19 protein-coding genes are annotated in these 20,595 nt (G+C 62.5%); 13 read left to right on the top strand and 6 right to left on the bottom strand.

Translation table 11 applies throughout. From position 1 onward, the window contains the following. The first annotated feature begins 43 nt into the window (after window positions 1–43). The 3 genes from HDG37_RS19430 to HDG37_RS19420 all read left to right on the top strand — a co-directional run bounded on the left by HDG37_RS19430 (window position 44) and on the right by HDG37_RS19420 (window position 4,425). Window positions 44–1,294 (top strand): acetamidase/formamidase family protein, encoded by a 1,251-nt coding sequence (locus HDG37_RS19430; RefSeq protein WP_184050427.1) that lies wholly within the window; start codon window positions 44–46, stop codon window positions 1,292–1,294. A gap of 271 nt (window positions 1,295–1,565) precedes the next feature. Next, a complete protein-coding gene (locus HDG37_RS19425; protein WP_184050425.1) occupies window positions 1,566–3,947 on the top strand; it encodes an acetamidase/formamidase family protein in 2,382 nt (793 codons plus the stop codon). A 76-nt stretch (window positions 3,948–4,023) separates the two neighbouring features. After that, a complete protein-coding gene (locus HDG37_RS19420) occupies window positions 4,024–4,425 on the top strand; it encodes a RidA family protein (RefSeq protein ID WP_184050423.1) in 402 nt (133 codons plus the stop codon). Between the two features lie 47 nt (window positions 4,426–4,472). On the opposite strand, the gene HDG37_RS19415 is transcribed toward HDG37_RS19420, so the two are convergent. Beyond that, window positions 4,473–5,237 carry a DeoR/GlpR family DNA-binding transcription regulator gene (locus HDG37_RS19415; RefSeq protein WP_184050421.1) on the bottom strand — a complete coding sequence of 255 codons (765 nt, stop codon included), beginning with the start codon at window positions 5,235–5,237 and terminating at the stop codon, window positions 4,473–4,475. Between the two features lie 334 nt (window positions 5,238–5,571). On the opposite strand from HDG37_RS19415, the gene HDG37_RS19410 reads away from it, so the two are divergent. The 7 genes from HDG37_RS19410 (at window position 5,572) to HDG37_RS19380 (ending at window position 12,331) form a co-directional block, all read left to right on the top strand. Further along, the gene (locus HDG37_RS19410) at window positions 5,572–6,564 is read left to right on the top strand and encodes a 2-keto-3-deoxygluconate permease (protein ID WP_184050420.1); all 993 of its coding nucleotides are present in this window, start codon (window positions 5,572–5,574) and stop codon (window positions 6,562–6,564) included. Between the two features lie 2 nt (window positions 6,565–6,566). Then, entirely contained in the window at window positions 6,567–7,901 is a 1,335-nt protein-coding gene (locus tag HDG37_RS19405) for a four-carbon acid sugar kinase family protein (RefSeq protein ID WP_260334935.1), read from the top strand. After that, window positions 7,898–8,899: a 4-hydroxythreonine-4-phosphate dehydrogenase PdxA gene (gene pdxA, locus HDG37_RS19400; RefSeq protein ID WP_184050416.1), complete on the top strand. Its 1,002-nt coding sequence runs from the start codon at window positions 7,898–7,900 to the stop codon at window positions 8,897–8,899. Before HDG37_RS19405 ends, pdxA begins: the two co-directional genes overlap by 4 nt. A 21-nt stretch (window positions 8,900–8,920) precedes the next feature. Further along, window positions 8,921–9,517, top strand: a complete 597-nt coding sequence (locus HDG37_RS19395) for a TetR/AcrR family transcriptional regulator (RefSeq protein WP_184050414.1) — start codon at window positions 8,921–8,923, stop codon at window positions 9,515–9,517. 106 nt (window positions 9,518–9,623) lie between these two features. Continuing rightward, on the top strand, window positions 9,624–10,778 hold the full coding sequence (yqhD, locus tag HDG37_RS19390) for an alcohol dehydrogenase (RefSeq protein ID WP_184050412.1): 1,155 nt from the start codon (window positions 9,624–9,626) through the stop codon (window positions 10,776–10,778). Window positions 10,779–10,819: 41 nt separating this feature from the next. Then, entirely contained in the window at window positions 10,820–11,725 is a 906-nt protein-coding gene (locus HDG37_RS19385) for an NAD(P)-dependent oxidoreductase (RefSeq protein ID WP_184050410.1), read from the top strand. Window positions 11,726–11,989: 264 nt separating this feature from the next. Then, on the top strand, window positions 11,990–12,331 hold the full coding sequence (locus HDG37_RS19380) for a TetR/AcrR family transcriptional regulator C-terminal domain-containing protein (protein ID WP_260334934.1): 342 nt from the start codon (window positions 11,990–11,992) through the stop codon (window positions 12,329–12,331). Here HDG37_RS19380 and HDG37_RS19375 read toward each other — a convergent pair. The 4 genes from HDG37_RS19375 to HDG37_RS19360 form a co-directional block, all read right to left on the bottom strand. After that, entirely contained in the window at window positions 12,258–12,746 is a 489-nt protein-coding gene (locus tag HDG37_RS19375) for a nuclear transport factor 2 family protein (protein WP_260334933.1), read from the bottom strand. The genes HDG37_RS19380 and HDG37_RS19375 overlap by 74 nt on opposite strands. A 9-nt stretch (window positions 12,747–12,755) precedes the next feature. Continuing rightward, window positions 12,756–14,102: an MFS transporter gene (locus tag HDG37_RS19370; protein ID WP_184050406.1), complete on the bottom strand. Its 1,347-nt coding sequence runs from the start codon at window positions 14,100–14,102 to the stop codon at window positions 12,756–12,758. A 96-nt stretch (window positions 14,103–14,198) separates the two neighbouring features. Next, the gene (locus HDG37_RS19365) at window positions 14,199–15,722 is read right to left on the bottom strand and encodes a bifunctional 3-(3-hydroxy-phenyl)propionate/3-hydroxycinnamic acid hydroxylase (protein ID WP_184050505.1); all 1,524 of its coding nucleotides are present in this window, start codon (window positions 15,720–15,722) and stop codon (window positions 14,199–14,201) included. A gap of 58 nt (window positions 15,723–15,780) precedes the next feature. Then, a complete protein-coding gene (locus HDG37_RS19360; protein ID WP_184050404.1) occupies window positions 15,781–16,629 on the bottom strand; it encodes a fumarylacetoacetate hydrolase family protein in 849 nt (282 codons plus the stop codon). A gap of 146 nt (window positions 16,630–16,775) precedes the next feature. On the opposite strand from HDG37_RS19360, the gene HDG37_RS19355 reads away from it, so the two are divergent. Next, on the top strand, window positions 16,776–17,342 hold the full coding sequence (locus tag HDG37_RS19355; RefSeq protein ID WP_184050402.1) for a VOC family protein: 567 nt from the start codon (window positions 16,776–16,778) through the stop codon (window positions 17,340–17,342). A gap of 43 nt (window positions 17,343–17,385) precedes the next feature. After that, window positions 17,386–18,198 (top strand): IclR family transcriptional regulator, encoded by an 813-nt coding sequence (locus tag HDG37_RS19350; protein WP_184050400.1) that lies wholly within the window; start codon window positions 17,386–17,388, stop codon window positions 18,196–18,198. 21 nt (window positions 18,199–18,219) lie between these two features. On the opposite strand, the gene HDG37_RS19345 is transcribed toward HDG37_RS19350, so the two are convergent. Then, window positions 18,220–19,152, bottom strand: a complete 933-nt coding sequence (locus tag HDG37_RS19345; RefSeq protein ID WP_184050398.1) for a helix-turn-helix domain-containing protein — start codon at window positions 19,150–19,152, stop codon at window positions 18,220–18,222. A 95-nt stretch (window positions 19,153–19,247) separates the two neighbouring features. On the opposite strand from HDG37_RS19345, the gene HDG37_RS19340 reads away from it, so the two are divergent. Further along, window positions 19,248–20,495 (top strand): DUF1479 domain-containing protein, encoded by a 1,248-nt coding sequence (locus HDG37_RS19340; RefSeq protein WP_184050396.1) that lies wholly within the window; start codon window positions 19,248–19,250, stop codon window positions 20,493–20,495. Window positions 20,496–20,595 lie beyond the last annotated feature (100 nt).

Below are 20,595 nucleotides of genomic sequence, written 5' to 3'. Positions count from 1 at the left end.
GCCCGGCCGTTCGTGCCGGGCGTCTTACGAGGTTCGAACAGACATGAAGCACCATACACTCCCGGTTTCGCCTGAAACGGTTCATTGGGGTTACTTCAGCAAGCAGGTCGCGCCCGCGTTGACGGTGCGTTCCGGCGACCGGATCACGATCGAGACGCTGACCCACCATGCGAACGACGACCACGAACGGATGGTCGCGGGCGACCCCGGCGCCGAAAGCATCTTCCACTGGACTCGCGAGCACAAGGCCATGCCGCGCCGGGGCGCGGGGCCAACCGATGGACCGTTTACGCTTGGGTCGGGCGAAGGTGTCGGCGTGCATCTGCTGACCGGGCCGGTCGCGGTCGAAGGGGCCGAGCCCGGCGACGTGCTCGAAGTGCGAATCCTCGACGTGCGCCCGCGGCCGAGTTGCAATGCGTGCTATCGCGGCCGTTGTTTCGGTTCGAATGTCGCCGCATCGTGGGGCTTTCATTACCACGATCTCATCGAGGAGCCGAAGCCCCGTGAAGTCGTGACGATCTTCGAGCTCGATACCTCGGGCGAGCCATTTGCGCGTGCGGTCTACAACTACGTGTGGACGCCGCAAACCGACCCGGACGGCGTGGTCCACGCGATGATCGATTACCCGGGCGTCAAGGTCGACCCTACGCGGGTGAACAAACGCGAGAACATCCTGCCGAACGTGAAGGTGCCGGCCAGGCTGCATTTCGGCACGATGGGGCTCGCGCCGGCGGAACTCGACTATGTCAGCTCGATTCCGCCCAGCTACACCGGCGGCAATATCGACGATTGGCGCGTCGGAAAAGGTGCGCGGATGTATTACCCGGTCGCGGTCGAAGGCGCATTCTTTTCTGTCGGCGATCCTCATGCAGCGCAGGGTGACAGTGAACTTGGCGGTACGGCGATCGAAACCTCGCTCACCGGCGACTTCGAGTTCGTGCTGCACAAGAAGAATGACCTCGGCGGCACGATTCTCGAAGGCCTCACGCACCCGATGCTGGAAACCGACGACCAATGGTCCGTGTACGGATTTACTTTCGCCAATTACCTGGCAGAACTCGGCCCGGCCGGACAGACCGAGGTGGCACAGCACGCGAGCCTCGACAAGGCAATGCGCGACGCGTTCCGCAAGCTGCGCCGTTTCCTGATGACCGTGCACAGGCTAAGCGAGGATGAGGCCATTGCGCTGATGTCGGTCGCCGCGGATTTCGGCGTCACACAAGTGGTCGACGGCAATTGGGGTGTGCATGGATCAATTCGCAAGAACGTCTTTGTCGGCGGCGCCGGCCGCTGAGACGTCCCGCTCGGGCCGCAGGCGATTCGCCGCGCGTGTGCGCGGGCGTCCCGTATGCGTCAGATCAGTGCACAGGGGCGTTGCTGGTGCCTGCGCGCGCAATCATCGCGGTCGGGCGGCCACCGGCGCTCGGGCCGCCGCGCCCTCGCGATGCACCCGACCCGAGTTGGTGCGGTTATTGCTTTTTTGGGCGACCCGTACCGCTTGTCGAATCTGTCCTCGGGTAGCGGGCGTTGCGCTCGTGCGACGGGCGTCTGTTCTGGAGTCAACGTTGGATTTGCTGCGCTTTACTACCGAGTCCTATTCGGAGGCCGAACGGCTTCGCGCGTGGGTTAAAGCGCTTGACACGATGGGGTGGCGTAGCGGTGCGATTGCTTCTGTGCGGGCGTTGCGTGGCACGATCGTCGCGCAGCGCTCGCCCGGCGGTTTCGATCTGGGCCTGCTGGCGTCGGTGGCGCAGACGCTCGAACCGAACGCTGCCGGTGGCGACGGCGTGCTGATTGTGCTGCACCTTGACGGTGTGGCGACGCTGCAGGCCAACAGCGGACGTCAGCCTCTGGCAGTGAACGACCTCGTCTTTCTGCCGTCGGGCGAAGGCGCCTCGCTGCTCTTCGCGACCGATTTCCGCGCTTTTGTCGCGCGTGTACCGCGCTCGGCGATCAGGGGGCGGCTGTTTGCATCGTCGATGAACGCCGGCCGGATCGCCGGAGATGTCGGTGTCGGGCATGTGTTTTCCGGTTTTCTTGCGTCGCTTGCGGAAGGCGTGGAGATGTTGTCCGCCAACGACCTGCGTCCGCTCGAGCTCGCACTGGTCGAGTTTCTGGTGGCGATTCTGTCCGTGCAACAGCGCGAAACGCCGATTAGCGGACTGACATCGTCACAGGCGGCCATCTTCTCGCGCGTGTGCCGCAGTATCGATGCGCAACTGGGCGACCCCAACATCAGTCTCACGCGTCTCGCCGCAGAAGAGCGCGTCTCGCAGCGCTACCTGCAAAAGCTGTTCGAAAGTGCCGGCCAGAGCTTCTCCACGTATTTGCGGCTCAGCCGACTCGAACGCTGCAGGGCCGAACTCGTCGATCCGCTCCACGAAAAGACGTCGATTTCGGATATCTGTTTTCGTTGGGGCTTCAACGATCCGGCGCATTTCAGCCGTGCGTTTCGCGAGCAGTACAAGACGTCGCCGCGCGCCTTCCGTCATGAAGCGAGCCTCGATTTGGCCCGGCATGTGGTGCAGCGCATTTCGCGCGGATTGCCGCTCAACACGGATGCGCTGCTGGTTCCCGCGCAAGCCGCGGCGCGGGAAGCAACGCTCGACGCTGCCGGCGCGATCGTGGCCAGTCGCCCCGTCGACACGCGAACCGGCTCGAGGCAGGCAATCAGCAGCCGGTCCGGCAAGCCGCGCCACCACCTGTTGCGTGCAACGGCCAACACGGTGCATTGGGGCTATTTCTCACACGACCTGAAGCCGGTGCTCGAAGTCGACAGCGGCGATAGCGTGACGATCGAGACACTGACGCAGCATGCGTCGGACGACTGGGCGCGTATGGTGGCCGGCGATCCAGGCGCTGAAAGCGTGTTCCACTGGACCGCCGAGCGCAAAAACGTGAACCGGCGCGGCGCCGGACCGATCGACGCATCGATCTACGGTCGAGGCGCAGGCGAAGGGTTTGGGGTGCATATCTGCACCGGCCCGATTGCGGTACGTGGCGCCGAGCCGGGCGACATACTGGAAGTCAGGATCCTCGAGGTGCATCCGCGGCGCTGCGCGAATCCGCAATTCAGCGGGCGGGCGTTCGGCAGCAATGCGGCCGCGTGGTGGGGTTTCCATTACCGTGAATTGTTGACCGAGCCTAAACCGCGCGAAGTCGTCACGATTTACGAACTCGACGCAGAGCCCCGGCCGGACCAGGGCACGCCCTTTGCGCGCGCGGTCTACAACTACCGCTGGACGCCACAATGCGATCCGTTCGGTGTCGTGCATCCGACCATCGACTATCCGGGCGTTCCGGTCGATCATTCCACCGTTGAGGAAAATTATGGAATTCTCAAGGGTGTCAAGATTCCGGTGCGCCCGCATTTCGGTCTGATCGCGGTCGCGCCGCAACAGGACGGTCTCATCGACTCGATTCCGCCGTCCGCGTTCGGCGGCAACCTGGACAACTGGCGCGTCGCGCAGGGTGCGAGCGTCTATCTGCCGGTGGGTGTTCCCGGCGCATTGCTGTCGGTCGGGGATCCGCACGCATCGCAGGGCGATTCCGAGCTATGTGGGACGGCGATCGAATGCTCGCTGACGGGCGAGTTCCAACTGGTGTTGCACAAGAGAGCAACTCTGGCCGGCCAACCGTACGCGGATCTCACGTATCCGCTCGTCGAAACCGCCGACGAGTGGGTGCTGCATGGATTCAGTCATGCCAACTATCTGGCTGAATTCGGCACGCACGCGCAGAGCAAGGTCTACGAGAAGTCGACGCTGGATCTCGCGATGCGTGACGCGTTCATCAAGACGCGCCGCTTTCTGATGACGACCAAGGGCCTTACCGAAGACGAAGCAATCTCGTTGATGTCGGTCGCAGTCGACTTTGGTGTGACACAGGTCGTCGACGGCAACTGGGGTGTGCACGCGATCATCCGCAAGGCCTTGTTCACGGAATAATCATCTTGTCGTGCGTGCGCGATCGGTCTGCCGAAGCGGTGCGCACGGTGCTTTCCTTTTTCCGGAGTTACTTCGAATGGATGTATCTACAAAATTCTGGATGGTCGAGGGCGGCCCGACACCGGTAGGCCCTTTCTCCCATGCAACCGAGCACGACGGCTGGGTGTTTCTCACAGGCCAGATGCCGACGTCGCCGGAGGACGACAACGCACCGCTTCCCGAAGGCGTGGCCGCCCAGACGACACGAGTGATGGACAATCTGATCCTGGTGATGAAGGGGATGGGTCTGGGCCTCGAACATGTCCTTTCGGCGCGGATTTTCCTGACCGAATTCAAACGGGATTACGCAACGATGAACGCGGTCTATGCAGCTTATTTTCCGGCCGGGAGATTGCCGGCGCGGACCTGTATCGGCGTAACCGGATTGGCGCGTGACGCGCTCGTCGAAATTGACTTCATTGCTCGCAGGCCGAGTTGAACAGCGACTCGATGCAGCCGTTATACCTGGCAGTCAATGTGCCCATGCTACCGCGTCGTCTCGACGGTCACCTCGCCGTGCAACAGGAATGAGGTCATCTCAGGTGCGTCGCGACGGGCATCGGTCACGAGCGTCCACTCGCGTTCGAGCGGTGTCCAGTATTGCTGGCTTGCGCGGTCCAGTTTGTGCGAGGTGACCAGTACGAAGAGTTGGGCAGCCTGCCTGATGACGCATTCCTTCAGGTAGGCCTGCTCCGCTGACGCCTCGCAGAGGCCTCGGTCAGCCACCACGCCGTCCGCGCCGAGAAATGCCTTGTCGACCGACAGGCGGCTCAAGGCAAGCTGCGCAAGCGGGCCGAGCGTGCTCATGCTGGTGGGACGCAGATCGCCGCCGATCAGCGTGACGGGCACTTCGCTCGCAGCGAGCGTGTTGACGGCCAACAGATTGTTGGTCACAACGCGAACCTCGCGACGGCCGGCGAGCAAACGTGCCATTGCCGCGGTGGTGGTGCCGCCGTCGAGAAAGATGGCGTCGCCATCCTGCACATGGCTCACGGCCACGCGCGCGATGGCCTCCTTTTGCTCGCGAAAACTCTCGCGGCGGCTATCGAGCGATTCCTCGGGTTCGTGAATACCGAGCGAAGCGGCCGCGCCTCCGTAGGTGCGCACGATGCGCCGTTCGTCGGCGAGCGCGCGCAGGTCGCGGCGAACCGTCGCCTCGGACATGCCGAAGTGCTCGCACAACGCGCTCACATCGGTCATGCCGGAGAGGACGGCCTGCAGCATTGCCTCGCGGCGGTTCGTAACTTTCATGGTGAGGGTTTGCCTGGGTGGTGCGCCGTGTAAAGGCGTCGAATCGCGTAAGTGTAATCAAACGGGCTGGCGGGGCAATGGGGCGGGGCGGGCAGGTGTGCGCCGCGCGAATGTGCCCGCCTGCGGCTGCAGGCCTGTTGCGTCAAATTGACTAAATTGATTGAATCGATCAATTCAGGCGAAAGCCATCTCCACCATCATTTTCAAGATTCCATCTGCAAAAAGAGGATATTCCAGAAAAATTTGCGTGAAGCGAGGGGCGGGCGTAGACTCATAAATGATTGAACCGATCATTAAAGTGATCATGTCGATCACAAACAACCGTGAGACAACTATGGCCCAACTACCCATCAAGCGCGCAATCGAACGCGTACCCGGCGGAATGATGATCGTCCCGCTCCTGCTCGGCGCAGTCATCGCCACCTTTCTGCCGGGCATGCCGGAATTCTTCGGCTCCTTCACGAATGCGCTGTTTACGGGTGCGTTGCCTATCCTTGCTGTGTTCTACGTGTGCATGGGCTCGTCCATCGATATCAAGGCGACGCCCTATCTGCTGAAGAAGGGCGGCGCGCTGTTTGCCGCGAAGGTGGGGACGGCGATTGTCGTCGGTTTCGTGCTAGGCCATTTTCTTGGCGAGATGCCCGTCTCCTCCGGACTGTTCGCCGGCATGTCGACGCTCGCGGTGGTCGCCGCGATGAACGACACCAACGGCGGCCTCTACATGGCGTTGATGGGGCAATATGGCAAATCTGAAGACGTCGGCGCGTACACGATCATGTCGCTCGAATCCGGCCCGTTCCTCACCATGGTCACGCTCGGCGTGGCCGGGCTTTCGGCGTTTCCCTGGCAGACGCTGGTCGGCAGCGTCCTGCCGCTGGCGGCCGGCATGCTGCTGGGCAATCTCGACCGGGAAATGCGCGCCTTTCTTGGCCGCGCCGTGCCGGTCATGATTCCGTTCTTCGCGTTGGCGCTCGGTGCGAGCCTCGACCTGCACAAGGTATGGCAAGCGGGCCTGCTGGGCATCGGCCTCGGCATTGCCGTGGTGATCGTCACGGGCATTCCCCTTTACCTGACCGATCGGCTGACGGGCGGCACGGGTGTCGCTGGGGTGGCGGCCGCCAACACGGCGGGCAACGGCGCGGCGGTGCCCGCGCTGATCGCCGCGGCCAATCCGGTCTACGCTGAAGCCGCCAAAAGTGCGACGCTGCTGGTCGCCGCGTGCGTGGTCGTGACGGCCATCGTCTCGCCCATGCTCACCGCGGCTGTCGCAAAGCGTGTCGCCACGCGCACGGAAGCGAGAGACTCGACCGTCGGAGCGACACGTTGAGCATGACCAAACTTGTGATCGTCGCCGACGACCTGTCCGGCGCCGCCGATTGCGCGATTGCCTTCGCCGCTGCTGGTCTGCGCACGGCGGTGAGCCTCACGGCGGCGCAGGCGATGCCGCACGCCGAAGTGATCGCGGTGGATACTGACACGCGCCGTATGTCGCCCGCTGACGCGGCACGTTGCACGGGCGCGGCGTGGCAGGTATGCGGCGCGCCGGCCTGCCGGTTGTACAAAAAAATCGATTCCACCTTGCGCGGCAACTGGGCCGCCGAAGTCGCCGGCTTGCAGCCGCTCGCGGGGCTCGCCATTGTCGCGCCGGCTTACCCGGCAACCGGGCGTACTGTGTGTGACGGCCGGGTCTTCGTGCACGGCATTCCGCTCGAAGAGACCGAAACCTGGCAGCTCGAACACGCTGAACGTTCTGCCGATCTCGCGACGATGCTGGAGTCCGCGGGCCTCACCACGGCGCTGCTGACGGTCGTAGCGCTGCGCGGCGATCGGCAGGCATTGCGCGAGACGCTTGGCGCGGTGATGCGCGGCGGCATGCAGGCGCTGGTCGTCGATGCGCAAACCGATGCGGACCTCAGGGCGCTCGCCGAGGCCACGGCGTCGCTGGACGGCGCGTTCTTCTGGGTCGGCTCCGGCGGACTGGCTCGCGAGTTGGCTTTGGTGAGCGGCCAGTCCGCGCCCGCGCCGGACCAAAACGCGGCGCCGCCGCAGATGTACCGGCAGGACGGCGCGGTGCTGATTCTGGTCGGCAGCCTCTCGGCGGTCTCGGAGCAGCAATGCGCGATGCTGCGCGAGCGGGCGGGCATCGCCGAGTTCATGGTGCCGCCCGCCTTGCTGCGAGACGCCGAGCGGCATCCGCAATGGCCGGGCTGGCAGGCCCGCGTGGCCGCTCACCTTGGCGAACGCACCGATCTGCTGCTGCGAATCGGGCGCGACGAAGCGTTCGATCCGGCCGAAGGTGCGCATCTGTCGAAGGCGCTGGCGGCGCTCGTTGCGCCATCCTTTGCGCATCTCAGCGGACTGATCGCCACCGGCGGCGAAACGGCGCGCGCGATGCTGAGCGCGGTCGGTATCGCCAGTTTGCAATTGCTGTCGGAGATCGAGCCGGGCGTAGCGGTAGCGCGTCCGCATGGCCGCGAGCACCTCAGGATTGTCACCAAGGCCGGCGCATTCGGCAGCGCGCATGCGCTGTACGGCGCTTACCTTCATCTGAGGAGCGCGACCGACTCCGCGCGCGGCGGGCCGGAAGTCAGCAGCCCGGCCGGCCCCTCCACACCCTCAACGGCTTGCAACACGAGCCCACGGAATTCAGCCAAAACACTATGAGCAACTATCTTCCTGTCATCGGCATCACGATGGGCGACGCAGCCGGCGTGGGTCCCGAGATCGTGGTCAAGAGCCTGACGCACGAGTCGGTCTATCAGCAGTGCCGCCCGCTTGTCATCGGCGATGCGGCACGCCTCGAACGCGCGAATGAGATTCTCGGCGGTAGCGCCACGGTGCGTCGTATCGAGAACGTGTCGGAGGCCCGCTATGAGCGGGGGACCATCGAGTGTATCGACCTCGCGCTGATTCCCGTCGACCTGCCATTTGGCAAGCTGTCGGCACTCGCGGGCGACGCCGCCTACCGCTACATTGCGCGCGCGGTCGAGTTGGCAAAAGCCGGCGAGATCGACGCGATCTGCACGGCGCCCTTGAACAAGGAGGCGCTTCACGCAGGCGGTCACAAGTATCCCGGCCACACCGAGATGCTCGCATATCTCACCGGCATCGACGAAGTCTCGATGATGCTCGTCGCGCCTAAATTGCGCGTGATTCACGTGACCACGCACATTGGCATCATCGATGCGATTCGCAAGATCGAGCCGGGCCTCGTGCAGCGCACGATCGAACGCGGTCATGCGACGCTCGTGAAGGCCGGCATCGCCAATCCGCGCATCGCCGTGTGCGGCATCAATCCGCATGCGGGCGAGAACGGCCTGTTCGGTTACGGCGAGGAAGAAGAAAAGATCGTTCCCGCGGTGCAGCGTCTTCGCGAGCGAGGCTGGGACATTGAAGGTCCGTTGCCTGCCGACACGCTTTTCTTTCGCGCCGGACGCGGCGATTTCGACCTGGTGGTCGCGATGTATCACGATCAGGGTCACGGTCCGGTCAAAGTTCTTGGGCTGGAGGCGGGCGTCAATGTGACGGTCGGTCTGGATGTGATCCGCACCTCGGTCGATCACGGCACGGCGTTCGACATCGCCGGCAAGGGCATTGCCGATGAGCGCAGTCTCCTCGAAGCCTTGCGTCAGGGCGCCGAGCTCGCCACGCGGCGAGCCTGAGACGCGGCGATGGGAGCACCTGTGCGCAGAACCGCGGACTTTCACCAGAAGCTGCTGGAGGCCGGCGTCGCGCTGTTTGCCGAAACCGGTTATCACGGCACCGGCGTGAAGGACATCGTTGCGCGCGCGGGCGTGCCGAAGGGTTCGTTCTACAACTACTTCGACAGCAAGGAAGCGTTTGGCGCGGCGATCCTGCGTCACTACGCGGACGAGCAGGCGGCAGAGTGGAAGCAGTATTCGATCGAAGCGGATGCGCCTGATCCGCTGCTCGCGCTACGCGGCATCTACGAGCGCATGGTGGCCGACTACGAGGCTTGTGAAGATCGTTGCGGATGCCTGTTAGGCAATTTTGCCGGCGAGATCGCGCAGTCGAGCGATCTGTGCCGTCGTGCGGCGCGCCTGACGGTCGACGAATGGCGCATGCGTTGTGCGGAGTACCTGCGCCGAGGACAGGAGTTCGGTTCGGTGCGCCGCGATCTTCCGGCTGAAGCAATGGCAGACCTTTTCTGGAACATGTGGGAAGGCAGCCTGTTGCGGATGAAGCTGGAGGACTCGGTCGAACCTTTGAAGGCCTGTGTGCATTCGATGTTCGATCTGTTTTTCAAGTCCCGGCAATAACAGTAAGCGAGGTCGGCACGCCGGGCGGCGCGCAATCGCTCTGCGGTGCGCGGTTTGTCCGCAGTTGAGACGACCGGTCATATCAATGCAGGAAAGCAAGGTCCCCATGCAAAACTTCATCTTCCACAATCCAACTCGCATTCTGTTCGGCGAAGGCCAGATCGCCGCACTCGACACCGAGGTCCCGACCAACGCGCGCGTGATGATCACGTGCGGCGGCGGCAGCATCAAGAGCAATGGCGTGCTCGCGCAAGTACAGGCAGCGCTCGGCGAGCGCCCCTATTTCGTGTTCAGCGGCATCGAGCCCAATCCCACCTACGAAACCTTGATGCAGGCGGTCGAGTTCGCACGTGAGCGCGACCTCGACTTTCTGCTCGCAGTCGGCGGCGGCTCGGTGATCGACGGCACGAAGTTCATCGCGGCCGCACTGAAGTTCGACGGCGAGCCGTGGGACATCCTCGCGAAACAGGTCGAAGTGCGCGACGCGATGCCGTTCGGCAGTGTGTTGACGTTGCCGGCCACGGGTTCCGAAATGAACAACGGCGGCGTGATCAGCCATCGCGCGAAAGGCGACAAGCTGCCGTTTCGCAGCGATGCAACCTATCCGCGATTTTCCGTGCTCGATCCGGTCACGACCTACTCGCTGCCGCCGCGGCAGATCGCCAACGGCGTCGTCGACGCATTCGTTCATGTCGTCGAGCAGTACCTGACCTATCCGGTCGATGCGAAAGTGCAGGACCGCTTTGCTGAAGGGCTGTTGATCACGTTGACCGAAGTGGGCCCGCAGGCGCTTGCCGAGCCGCACAACTATGCCGTGCGCGCCAACCTCATGTGGACCGCGACGCTCGCGCTCAACGGCCTGATCGGCGCAGGCGTGCCGCAGGACTGGGCGACTCACATGCTCGGCCACGAAATCACCGCGCTGCACGGGCTCGATCATGCGCAGACGCTCGCGATCGTGCTGCCGGCCATGCTGAGCGTGCGACGGCAACAGAAGCACGCCAAGCTGCTGCAATACGCGGAGCGCGTCTGGAACATTACCGAGGGTAGCGAGGACGAGCGCATCAGCGCGGCGATCACGGCAACCCGCGTGTTCTTCGAGCGCATGTCGCTCGGGACCCGGTTGCGCGACTATCAGATTGGCGGCAACTCCATCGGCACGCTGATCAACAAGCTCGAAGAGCACGGGATGACGGCGTTGGGCGAGCACGGCAACGTGACGCTCGAAGTCAGCCGCCAGGTCTATCAACTTGCAGTCTGAGCGATCCCGTGTCCGCTTGACTGTTCTCCTAGATTATCACCATGAAGATTGGATTCGTAGGTCTTGGCTCGATGGGCGCCGCAATTGCGATGAACCTGATCGAGTCGGGGCATGAGGTGCATGTTTTCAACCGCACGGCCGCGAGGGCGGAGCCTTTGCGCGCCGCTGGCGCACGGGTCGCCGCAAGCCCGGCGCACGCCGCAGAGTCGGCTGACGTCGTTTTCACGATGGTCGCCGACGATGCCGCGCATGCCGCCGTCACGTTCGGCGAGGCCGGTATTGTTAACGCGCTGCGACCGGGCGCGCTGCATATCTCGATGAGCACGATTAGCGTGGCGGCCGCGCAGGATCACGCGGCGCGCTACCGCGAAGCGGAACTCCCTTTCGTGTCCGCACCGGTATTCGGCCGGCCCGACGCCGCGGCGGCGCGCAAGCTCTTCATCATGGCCGCGGGCGAGGACGCGCATCTCACCGTCGCGGTCCCGCTTCTCGAGCAACTCGGACAGTCGGTCGGCATCGTCGGCACGGATCCTTCGCAGGCGAACCTCGTGAAGCTGATCGGCAATTTCATGCTGTCCGCGATCATCGAGACTTTGGGCGAGGCCTGTGCGGTGGCCGGCAAGGCGGGCATCGACCCGATGCGCCTCGTCGAATTGCTGACGAGCGCGAACTTCAACGCGCCGCCGTACAAGATCTACGGCCCGTTGATCGCGTCCCAGCAGTTCCAGCCGCCGGGTTTTTCGTTGCCGCTCGGGCAGAAGGACAACCGTCTGATGCTGGCGGCCGCCGAGGCGCTGGGTGTGCCGTTGCCGCTGGCGAGCCTCGTGCGTGACCGCTTCCTGACCTTGCGTTCGCAAGGGTTGGGCGCCGCGCACGACTGGTCGGCCGTAGCGTTGTGTGCGTTGTCCGATGCGGGCATGAGCAAGCCCGTCCACTTCCCGACCTAGCCGCCTCGCGGGGCTGATTTGGCGGTCTTCATGCTGAGCCACACGATGACGAGCGCTGCCGCGGCGGCAGTAAGCCGTCCAGGGGCTACCATCCGAATCTTTGCCGGAAACTGTCTGCACTGAACGAGGATGTGAGCCCCACGGCGAAGATTGTCATGTCATCAGTGGCCTCAGCATGGCTCTTTTCAGACGCCTCTCGGAAACGCGCCACAGCGGTAATCAAATCAGGGTATCGCGTGGCGGGAAGAGATGTTCGCCGAGGTCATGCTCGCCGCCGCGCAAGAAGCAAAGGCGACGATTGGCCTGCTGAAGACGTCGGTGCCGATCCGCGACACGCTGATCAGCTTCGGCAAGCACTACCTGAGCGCGGTGCTCAAGCCGCAGTTGCTCGCGGTACGCCGTCTGGCCAATCATGAAGGCGGCCGCTCGCATGTGGGAGCGTTGTTTTACGAACGTGGACTGAAGGTCGGCTGGCAAATGGTGACCGAGTTCCTGCAGCAGTCCTGCGAGGCCGGGCTGATAGCGATTCGCGTCAGTCCGGCAAGCGCCCCGAATGGACGTGCCACAGCTTCCATACAGCTTCGCGTTGGATCCAGATCTGCGTGACCAGCGCGCGAATCTCGACCTCAGATCCATCAGTCCTGCGCACCAGCGATTGCTCAAGCCGACCCGTCGTAATCACCATGTCCGGCAGAAACCGGTACGCGAGCGGCTGCGGCCGCTTGATCTGCCGTGTCTCGATCTTCTCGGCGAGGAAAGTCAGATACTCCGACTTGCCATGAACGTAGCCGGATGAGTGAACGAACATCAACTCGTCGTCGAGAAGCGAGGCCAGTGTCAGCATGTCCCCTGACACCGTAGCGTCGCAGCGTTGTTTTTCCATTGCGTCGACGGCGGTTTGAGCGAACGCATTCTTCATCATGATTCCCCTGCGGATGCGGCATGCGCGAGGCCCGTCAGGAACGGCACCGGCTGCCTGTTGAGTTGTGTGTTCGCGGGCATCTTCCGCGCGGCGAATCATTCGCCGCGGTCAACGCAATAATTCGCCGCTCAGTCGATTTCCCTGCGAAATGGGTTCGGCCGCGAACCTTCCCATCGGCAATGCATAGCTTGCAAGCAGCGCGACCGCGGATGCGCCCATAACGTAGTAGGCTGGCGCTGCGAGCGAACCGGTCTGGCGAATCAGTAGAGTCGCCAGCAACGGCGCAAAGCCGCTGAAGACGACGACTGACAGGTTGTATGCAAGCGCGATTCCACTGAATCTGACCTGGACAGGAAATTGATCGGCGAGTACCGACGCCCAAGTCCCGCTTGCCAGTGAGAAAACCACGCCGGCGAGGACAAATAGCACGACCGGATTGACGGTATGGCTGACGAGCGCTTGATAGAACGGGTAGCTCAACAGGACCAATAGCGCCGCGGACGTGCGCAGGAGGTACCGGCGCGGGATCTTGTCGCCGAGCCAGCCCGCAGCGAGCAGGCCGAAAGAGCTGACGATCAGATAAGCGTTCTGGGCAACTGCCGCGGTCCGCGGCGCGTAGTGCAGTTGCTGGACGAGGTAGGCGGGCATGTGACCATAAAGTATGCCGTTGACGCCGGCCATCACCGCGATCGTGAGCGCTCCCGTCGCAACGGCCTTGCCATGACGTCGCAGCGTTTCGCGAAACGGTTGTTTGACTACGGCTCCGTGCATCTCCTTGAACTCGGGAGACTCGTCCAGATTGCGGCGCATCCAGTAGGAGACAATCCCGCAAACGCCGCCGAACAGGAACGCGATCCGCCAGCCATACGCCGCCGCATCCGCACTCGACAGGTAGGTCTGGATGCCGAGGTTGACGAACGTAGCCAGCAACACGCCCACGTTGACCGCGCAAATGATGATGCCCGCGGCAAGGCCCGCGCGATGCGGTGCCGCTTCCACCGCATAGGTGATGGCGCCGGGCATTTCTCCGCCGACGCAAAAACCCTGCAGCATGCGAAGCATGATCAACAGGATCGACGCGGTCATGCCCCAACTCTGGTAGTTGGGCAGCAGCCCCAGACAGATGGTCGCGGTCGTGACCACAATGATCGAGCCAAGGAATACCGGACGCCGGCCATAACGGTCGCCCCAGCTACTGAGCACGATCCCGCCGAGCGGCCGGATCACGTACCCGATCGCAAGCACGGAGAAAGTCGCGAGCATGCTGATCAGCGACGACGCATTCGGGAAAAACTGGGCCGCGATGTTATGCGCAAAGAAGCCGTAGACGATGAAATCGTAAAACTCCAGCGAGCCGCCAAGGCTCGCGATGAGAATCATCTTCCACTGCGACCATGTCAGGCCGGGGGGCTGCGGGTGGTCGGCGCCGCCGACCGGATTACGGGTTGTCTCCATGACTCCTCCAGTGATTGTTGGCTTCTTTGTCCAATGATTTGCGTGCGTTGGTGACGATGTCTCTCGCGCTTCAACGCGTTTTGCGGACTTACCCGGTCATGCGCTCTCTGTCTGCAAGCCAGGTGATGCGTGTTCAAGCAGACAGCACAAGGATTCCGCCTCCTGAGCGACGCCATACACATACCGGTCGGGACGTATAAGCACAGCTGAAGCGCCGGTTGAAGCTAACCACTCACGGACGGCAGCCCCTTCGCAGGCGACGATCTCGACGCCAGCCTGCGCGGCGCGACTAGAAATGTCGCTACATTCAGCGAGCAACTCCGGTAGCACGACGAGTGCAAAGCGATAGCCGACCACGTCGTCCAGCAGGCGTCCGTCCGCCAGACGGGGTTGGGGTGCGATTTGTCCAACAACGCCTGATGGTTCATCGAGACAGGCTCCCGGGCCGAGCTTCGGTTGCGGGGTGACGAAATTGCGAATCGCTGCGCTCATTTCGCTGTCACGGCTGCTGGCAAGTTCCGGACGGGTCGTCTGAATCACGGACCCGAGCTGCACCGCTGTTTTGATAAATTCGCGCACGTGCGGCGAACGCTCGGATTCGTAGGTATCGAGCAGGGTATCAGGCGCCTCTGCGCGGATGACGGCACCCAGCTTCCATGCGAGATTCGAAGCGTCGCGGATACCGGCCGCCATTCCCTGGCCCATGAAAGGCGGCGTCTGATGCGCGGCATCTCCGGCAAGCAGAAGTCGCCCACGGCGCCAGCCGTTGGCCACCACCGAGTGAAAGGTGTAGATGGCGGAACGTTCGAGGCGTGCGTCGGCCGGCGAAATCCAGCGAGCGAGCTTGCCCCACAGCCACTCATGAGAACCGAGTTGTGCCGCATCATCGCCGGGCATCACCATGATCTCCCAGCGGCGGCGATTGCCGGGGCCGCGCGTGTAGGTGGTCGGGCGCACCGGGTCGCAGTATTGAATCGAGTAATCGCCGAGGTCTGGCCGCGGTGCATCGAGCAATACGTCGACGACCACCCAACGTTCATGCGATTTCAGATCGGTGAGTTCAGTGCCCATGAAGCGCCGCGCAATCGAGCGCGCGCCGTCGCAGCCGACGACGTAACGGGCCGTGGCATGGCCGAGCTTGCCGCAACTCGTGTCTTCGAAGCGGAGCCGGACGCCATTGCTCGTCTCGTCTAGCGCGAACACTTCGTGACGCAGGCGCACATCGACATTCGGCTGGCCGGCCAGGCGTTCACGTAACGCGTTCTCGAGATCGGGCTGATGAAACTTGTAACTCGCGCACCAGCCATGCGGCCCGATGCAAGTGGGGCGCTGCCAGTCGATCAGCAACGTGCCCTCGGCGTTCACGAATTTCATGCCGGGACCGACAAACAGCTTGGGAAGCAGTGAGTCCGCGATGCCGACGGTCTGGAACACGCGCATGCATTCGCCATCGAAGTGCACTGCGCGGGGTAGCGCGAAAATGTCCTTGTCTCGCTCCAGCACCAGCACCCGCAAGCCTTCGATTGCGAGCAGGTTGGCCAGCGTCGCTCCGGTGGGCCCGAGGCCGATGACTGCCACGTCGTAATCACACGCGTGCGTCGAAATGGTTTTATCTGACATGTCTGAGTCCGTCTGGAAGACGCCGGGCGCACGCACAGCGTGAGTCCGGCGCTGGGTGTTACTCGTCGGCGACCGGGTTGGACAGCACACCGATCCGGTCTACCTCCACTTCCGTCACGTCGCCCGGCTTCATGAAGAGCGGCGGGTTGCGCTTCGCGCCGACGCCGCCGGGCGTGCCGGTCACGATCACATCTCCTGGAGAGAGCGGGGTGAAGGTCGACAGGTAGGCGATCTGTTTGGCGATGCCGTGGATCAGCATCTGCGTCGTCGCGCGTTGTACTTCCTGGCCGTTCAGGCGGGTGACGAGCGTCATCACCGCGTTGGGTTCGATCTCGTCGCTCGTCACCATCCACGGCCCGAATGCGCCGGTGCGATAGAAATTTTTGCCCGGGCCCCATTGGCCTGTATGAAGCTGCCAGTCGCGCACGGAGCCGTCGTTGTAACAGGCGTAGCCAGCGATGTGATTCCACGCGTCGGCTTCGGCAATGCGCCGTCCGCCGCGCCCGATGACGACGGCAATCTCACCCTCATAGTCGAACTTGTGCGACTCAGGCGGACGCAGCATCGGCTGGCCGTGGCCAACCTGCGAAGCCGGCACCCGCATGAAGATGACTGGATGCTCGGTGGCTTCGCGATTGGTTTCCTTGACATGGTCTGCGTAGTTGAGTCCCACGCAAAAGATTTGTTCAGGGTTCGGAATCACCGGCAGCAGCGCGACTTCCGACAGCGGGTAGTCGCCCTTCGTGTCTTCGGCCGCCTGGGTAGCCTCGCCGAATGCGTCGGCGGCAATCAGCGCTTTCAGATCCGCATAGCGGCCGCCAAGACGCTTGCCGAGGTCGAATACAGTTGCGTCGCGAACGATGCCGAACGAGGGGCCTTGATGGGTAGAAAAGCTGGCGAGTTTCATTGATGCTCCGGTGGATAAAAAGTCGATGCGATCAGCGCTTCGATCCTTCAAAAAGTTGTGCATTTATCTTATTTTGAGAATAAACTAAATTTAACAAAGGACACAACGTCTTTTTTGTTGGGGTTTATCACTACGTGGAGACAAGCATGAACGGTATGAAGCAAGCGCGAGCGGGCCTGTCGCTGAGTCACATGGGTTTTTATGTGAGCGACATGGCACGGGTGGAGGACTTTTATTCCCGGGTGCTGGAGTTCACCGTGACGGATCGGGGCACGCTGCAGACGCCGCACGGCACTGTGCGACTCGTGTTCTTGAGCCGCGATCCCGCGGTGCATCACCAGATCGTGCTCGCGAGCGGCCGCCCCGAACACTTGACGTTCAATCCGATCAACCAGATTTCGTTCGAAGCGGACAGCCTTGCCACGCTGAGGCAGTTTTACCAGCGGTTCGTCGCGGAAGGCCTGGAGGAAATCAACCCCGTCACTCACGGCAATGCGATCTCGATCTATGCGCGCGATCCCGAAGGCAACCGCCTCGAACTCTTCATCGACACGCCGTGGTATGTCGATCAGCCAATGCGGGTGCCTGTCGACTTCAACTTGCCCGATGCTGAACTGATCGCGGCCGTTGAACACCATGCGCGCGCGCTATCGGGGTTCAGGCCGCGCAGCGTCTGGCAGGCAGAAATGGCCGAGCGGATGGGGCTTGCATAAGCGCGGATATAATCCGTTCACACACGAGGAGCCCTGCACAGAGATGTCGAGCATCACGAGACTGTTATCCATACTCGAGCTGTTTTCGGAGGCGAAGCCGTTCCTGTCCGTCGAAGACGTTGCCACCGAACTCGACTGCTCGATTCCAACGGCTTACCGCTATGTGCGCGAGCTCGTGGACGCCGGCTTGCTCATCCGCTTTGCAGGCGGGGACTATGGTCTCGGCCCTCGCATCATCAAGCTTGATTACCATCTGCGCGTGTCGGATCCGCTGCTTGCGATCGGCCAGCCGATCATGCGCGAGTTGAGCGAACACTCGGGCTTCGATGTGGTGATGTCGCGCTGGTACGGGAGCGAGCTCGTTGACACGCATCGCGAAACGCACGAGGCGGCGCTTGACCTCCGATACGGCCGAGGCCGTCCGCGGCCCCTGTTTCTCGGCGCCGCTCCAAAAGCGATCCTGTCCACGTTTCCGAAGGCCAAGTTGGCGGTCCTGTTCGAGCAGTATGCCGAAGAGATCGCGCAAAGCGGCTTGGGGACGACACTCGACGAGTTCCGCGCGTCGCTGCTCAAAATCCGACGCGCGGGCTTTTACCTGTCGAGGGACGAACTGGAAAACGGCGTTTCTGCACTGGCGTCGCCGCTGTTCACGGACGATTCGGGCGAAGCAGTCGGATCGCTTGCGGTGATCGTACCGACGCAGCGACTCGAATTTGCGAATCTGGACCGGCTCGTAGAATCGATCCGGGAGGCAGCGGCGCGAACCTCTCAGCGCACGCGCGCGGTCATCGAAAGTAGGGGAGCCGGGGCCGCAGCTTCGTCGCACACGATATCGCGAGCCAAGCGGTCCGCTTAGTCACAAGCTGAAGGCCATTCATCAGCGGTCCAAGGATGGCGACCTCGCCTCCAGTGTCAACGGGGCATTCAGTTGATGTCGTGGCCGACCCGCGAATTCTTTCCGATAGGCCGCGGGAGTCGTCTTTTTCAGCGCGCGAAATTGACGGTTGAAATTGGCAACGTTGGGAAATCCCGAATGCGCGGCGATAACCGACACGGGCCATGAGGTGTCTGCGAGCATTCGACATGCGTGACCGATTCGCACGCGGCTCACATACTTCCCGACACTTTCGCCGATATGTTGAACAAAATATCGATTGAGTGTGCGCTCTGAAAGGGTCGCGGCGGCGGCTAATTCCGCCAGTGTCAACCGTTCGGCAAACCGTGCCTCGATAACTGCTAACGCCCGATTTATCCGCTCCGGCTCGTGGCCGGAAGGCCGCCCCACGTTGCCCTGATCAAATGCGCTGGGGGATGCGAGTGGCCGTGCTTCCTCATCGGCCAATGTGCACAGGATGTCCAGCGCAACGCTGAGTCTCTCTCTGGGAGACACTGACAAAAGACCCTCGAGTCGGCTACGCACCGTTGCCCCGGCTTCCGCTCTGAACGCAAGGCCGCAGGCAGCGCGTCGCAGAAGCCGATGAAGTGCTTCGTACTCGGGGCAGCAATCTGCCAGTCGTCGCGCCCAGTCGCCTTCGAACCAGATGACGATAGCGACCTGCGGGGCGCTGTCGTCGATCGAACGGTTTGACGACCAGGTATGGGGCAAGTCCGGCGGGACGAGCACCAGGTCGTCGCCCTCGTACCCGGCGATCGAGTCACCGATGTAGCGCTTGCCACGGCTATTCATCGTCAAGGTGAGTTCATATTCCGGGTGATGGTGCCATTCGAACGGAATACGCGGAAGCTTCCGGTGATAAACCCGCACGGAGCATCCGGCGCTCATCTCGACATGTTCGTATAGAGCCTTCATGGCTGGAATCGCAAAGAAGTTGACCTTATTGTATCACCCGCCCATCCTGGCCCAGGCTAAGCTTCAGTCATCAAAGAACACCAGGAGACGCCACCATGGAATCCCTTCACATCGACGATTTGCCGACCGCTATTCGGGCGGCTAAAAAGCTGTTGCGCGCCGGCCTTCCGAACTATAAGGAGGTATTCCAGCAGGTCGAAGCTGAAATTCAGCGCAAGGTCGCTACCATCGCGGAGCAGCGTGTCCGCGGTGAGTCCGTCATTCCTGAAATCCAGTATGCGGATATCGCGGCTGACCGGGTGAGCGCCGGGCAGATCGCATCGATCAAGGATCGAGGAGCCTGCGTCGTTCGGGGTGTGTTCAGCCGCGAGCGCGCTGAACGCTGGGACGCGCAGGTCGCCGAGTATGTCGAGTCCAATGGCCTCGACGAAAAACTCGCGCATCGTGCGGAAGACAAGTACTTCGGTAACCTCGCTTCGAGCAAGCCTCAGATCTACGGCATTTACTGGTCGAAGCCTCAGATCGAAGCGCGCCAGGCGCCCGAACTCACTCAGACGCGCGTCTTTCTGAACCGCCTCTGGAAACACGACAGTGAAGGGCGCGTTCATTTCGATCCGGACCGCGTTCCAGTGTACGCGGACCGGCTGCGGCGTCGCCCCCCCGGCTCGGAGTCGCTCGGGCTGTCTGCTCATTGCGACGGTGGGTCAGTCGAACGTTGGCTTGACGACAATTTCCGGCGTGTTTATCGACACGTGTTTAGTGGCGACTGGCGCCGCTACGACGCGTTCGATGCCGCGTATCGCCCCGAGGCGAGAGAGATTCCGTCACCGACTGTCTGTTCGATGTTCCGTACTTTCCAGGGCTGGACAGCGCTCACTGCGCAAGGTCCGGGAGACGGCACGCTTCAGCTTGTGCCAATTGCCAACGCCATGGTGTATGTGTTGTTGCGCGCGCTCCAGGATGACGTGCCAGATGACGACCTGTGCGGCGCATTACCTGGCCGCGCACTTTCGATCAAGCGGGAGTGGCATGGTCCGCTTCAAGAAGCGTTGTCCTCCATTCCACTGATGCAGGCAGGGGACACCGTCTTCTGGCATAGCGACGTGATTCACGCGGTCGAAGATGCCCATCGTGGCAAGGGCTACAGCAACGTCATGTACATATCGGCTGCGCCAGCGTGTGCAAAGAACGACGCCTACCTTAAACGCCAGTTGCCGACCTTTCTCAACGGAGATAGCCCGCCGGACTTTCCTGCGGACAATTTCGAAGTCGACTTTGTCGGACGTGCGGCGGAGACAGACCTGACTGAACTCGGCAAGGACCAGATGGGCTTTACGCTGTGAAACGCGGTCGCTGGGGGCTGAAAGGCAATCCACTGATTCGTAGGCGGGTAGCCTGGTCGGTTCGGGGTTAGCCAGACAGCCCGACACGATCCGGCCAGGC

Origin of the sequence: Paraburkholderia sp. MM5384-R2, assembly GCF_014201025.1 — a bacterium.
In the GTDB taxonomy this organism is placed as follows: Bacteria; Pseudomonadota; Gammaproteobacteria; order Burkholderiales; family Burkholderiaceae; genus Paraburkholderia; species Paraburkholderia tuberum.
This window is presented reverse-complemented; position numbering and strand designations above follow the sequence as displayed.

What these genes read in the sequence shown, in the direction of transcription:
- HDG37_RS19385 (WP_184050410.1), top strand. Translation starts at nt 10,820, where the DNA reads ATGAAGATTGGATTCGTAGGTCTTGGCTCGATGGGCGCCGCAATTGCG.
- pdxA (WP_184050416.1), top strand. Translation starts at nt 7,898, where the DNA reads ATGAGCAACTATCTTCCTGTCATCGGCATCACGATGGGCGACGCAGCC.
- HDG37_RS19370 (WP_184050406.1), bottom strand. Translation starts at nt 14,102, where the DNA reads ATGGAGACAACCCGTAATCCGGTCGGCGGCGCCGACCACCCGCAGCCC.
- HDG37_RS19375 (WP_260334933.1), bottom strand. Translation starts at nt 12,746, where the DNA reads ATGATTCGCCGCGCGGAAGATGCCCGCGAACACACAACTCAACAGGCA.
- yqhD (WP_184050412.1), top strand. Translation starts at nt 9,624, where the DNA reads ATGCAAAACTTCATCTTCCACAATCCAACTCGCATTCTGTTCGGCGAA.
- HDG37_RS19345 (WP_184050398.1), bottom strand. Translation starts at nt 19,152, where the DNA reads ATGAAGGCTCTATACGAACATGTCGAGATGAGCGCCGGATGCTCCGTG.
- HDG37_RS19360 (WP_184050404.1), bottom strand. Translation starts at nt 16,629, where the DNA reads ATGAAACTCGCCAGCTTTTCTACCCATCAAGGCCCCTCGTTCGGCATC.
- HDG37_RS19340 (WP_184050396.1), top strand. Translation starts at nt 19,248, where the DNA reads ATGGAATCCCTTCACATCGACGATTTGCCGACCGCTATTCGGGCGGCT.
- HDG37_RS19355 (WP_184050402.1), top strand. Translation starts at nt 16,776, where the DNA reads ATGAACGGTATGAAGCAAGCGCGAGCGGGCCTGTCGCTGAGTCACATG.
- HDG37_RS19420 (WP_184050423.1), top strand. Translation starts at nt 4,024, where the DNA reads ATGGATGTATCTACAAAATTCTGGATGGTCGAGGGCGGCCCGACACCG.
- HDG37_RS19410 (WP_184050420.1), top strand. Translation starts at nt 5,572, where the DNA reads ATGGCCCAACTACCCATCAAGCGCGCAATCGAACGCGTACCCGGCGGA.
- HDG37_RS19365 (WP_184050505.1), bottom strand. Translation starts at nt 15,722, where the DNA reads ATGTCAGATAAAACCATTTCGACGCACGCGTGTGATTACGACGTGGCA.
- HDG37_RS19380 (WP_260334934.1), top strand. Translation starts at nt 11,990, where the DNA reads ATGCTCGCCGCCGCGCAAGAAGCAAAGGCGACGATTGGCCTGCTGAAG.
- HDG37_RS19415 (WP_184050421.1), bottom strand. Translation starts at nt 5,237, where the DNA reads ATGAAAGTTACGAACCGCCGCGAGGCAATGCTGCAGGCCGTCCTCTCC.
- HDG37_RS19430 (WP_184050427.1), top strand. Translation starts at nt 44, where the DNA reads ATGAAGCACCATACACTCCCGGTTTCGCCTGAAACGGTTCATTGGGGT.
- HDG37_RS19350 (WP_184050400.1), top strand. Translation starts at nt 17,386, where the DNA reads ATGTCGAGCATCACGAGACTGTTATCCATACTCGAGCTGTTTTCGGAG.
- HDG37_RS19405 (WP_260334935.1), top strand. Translation starts at nt 6,567, where the DNA reads ATGACCAAACTTGTGATCGTCGCCGACGACCTGTCCGGCGCCGCCGAT.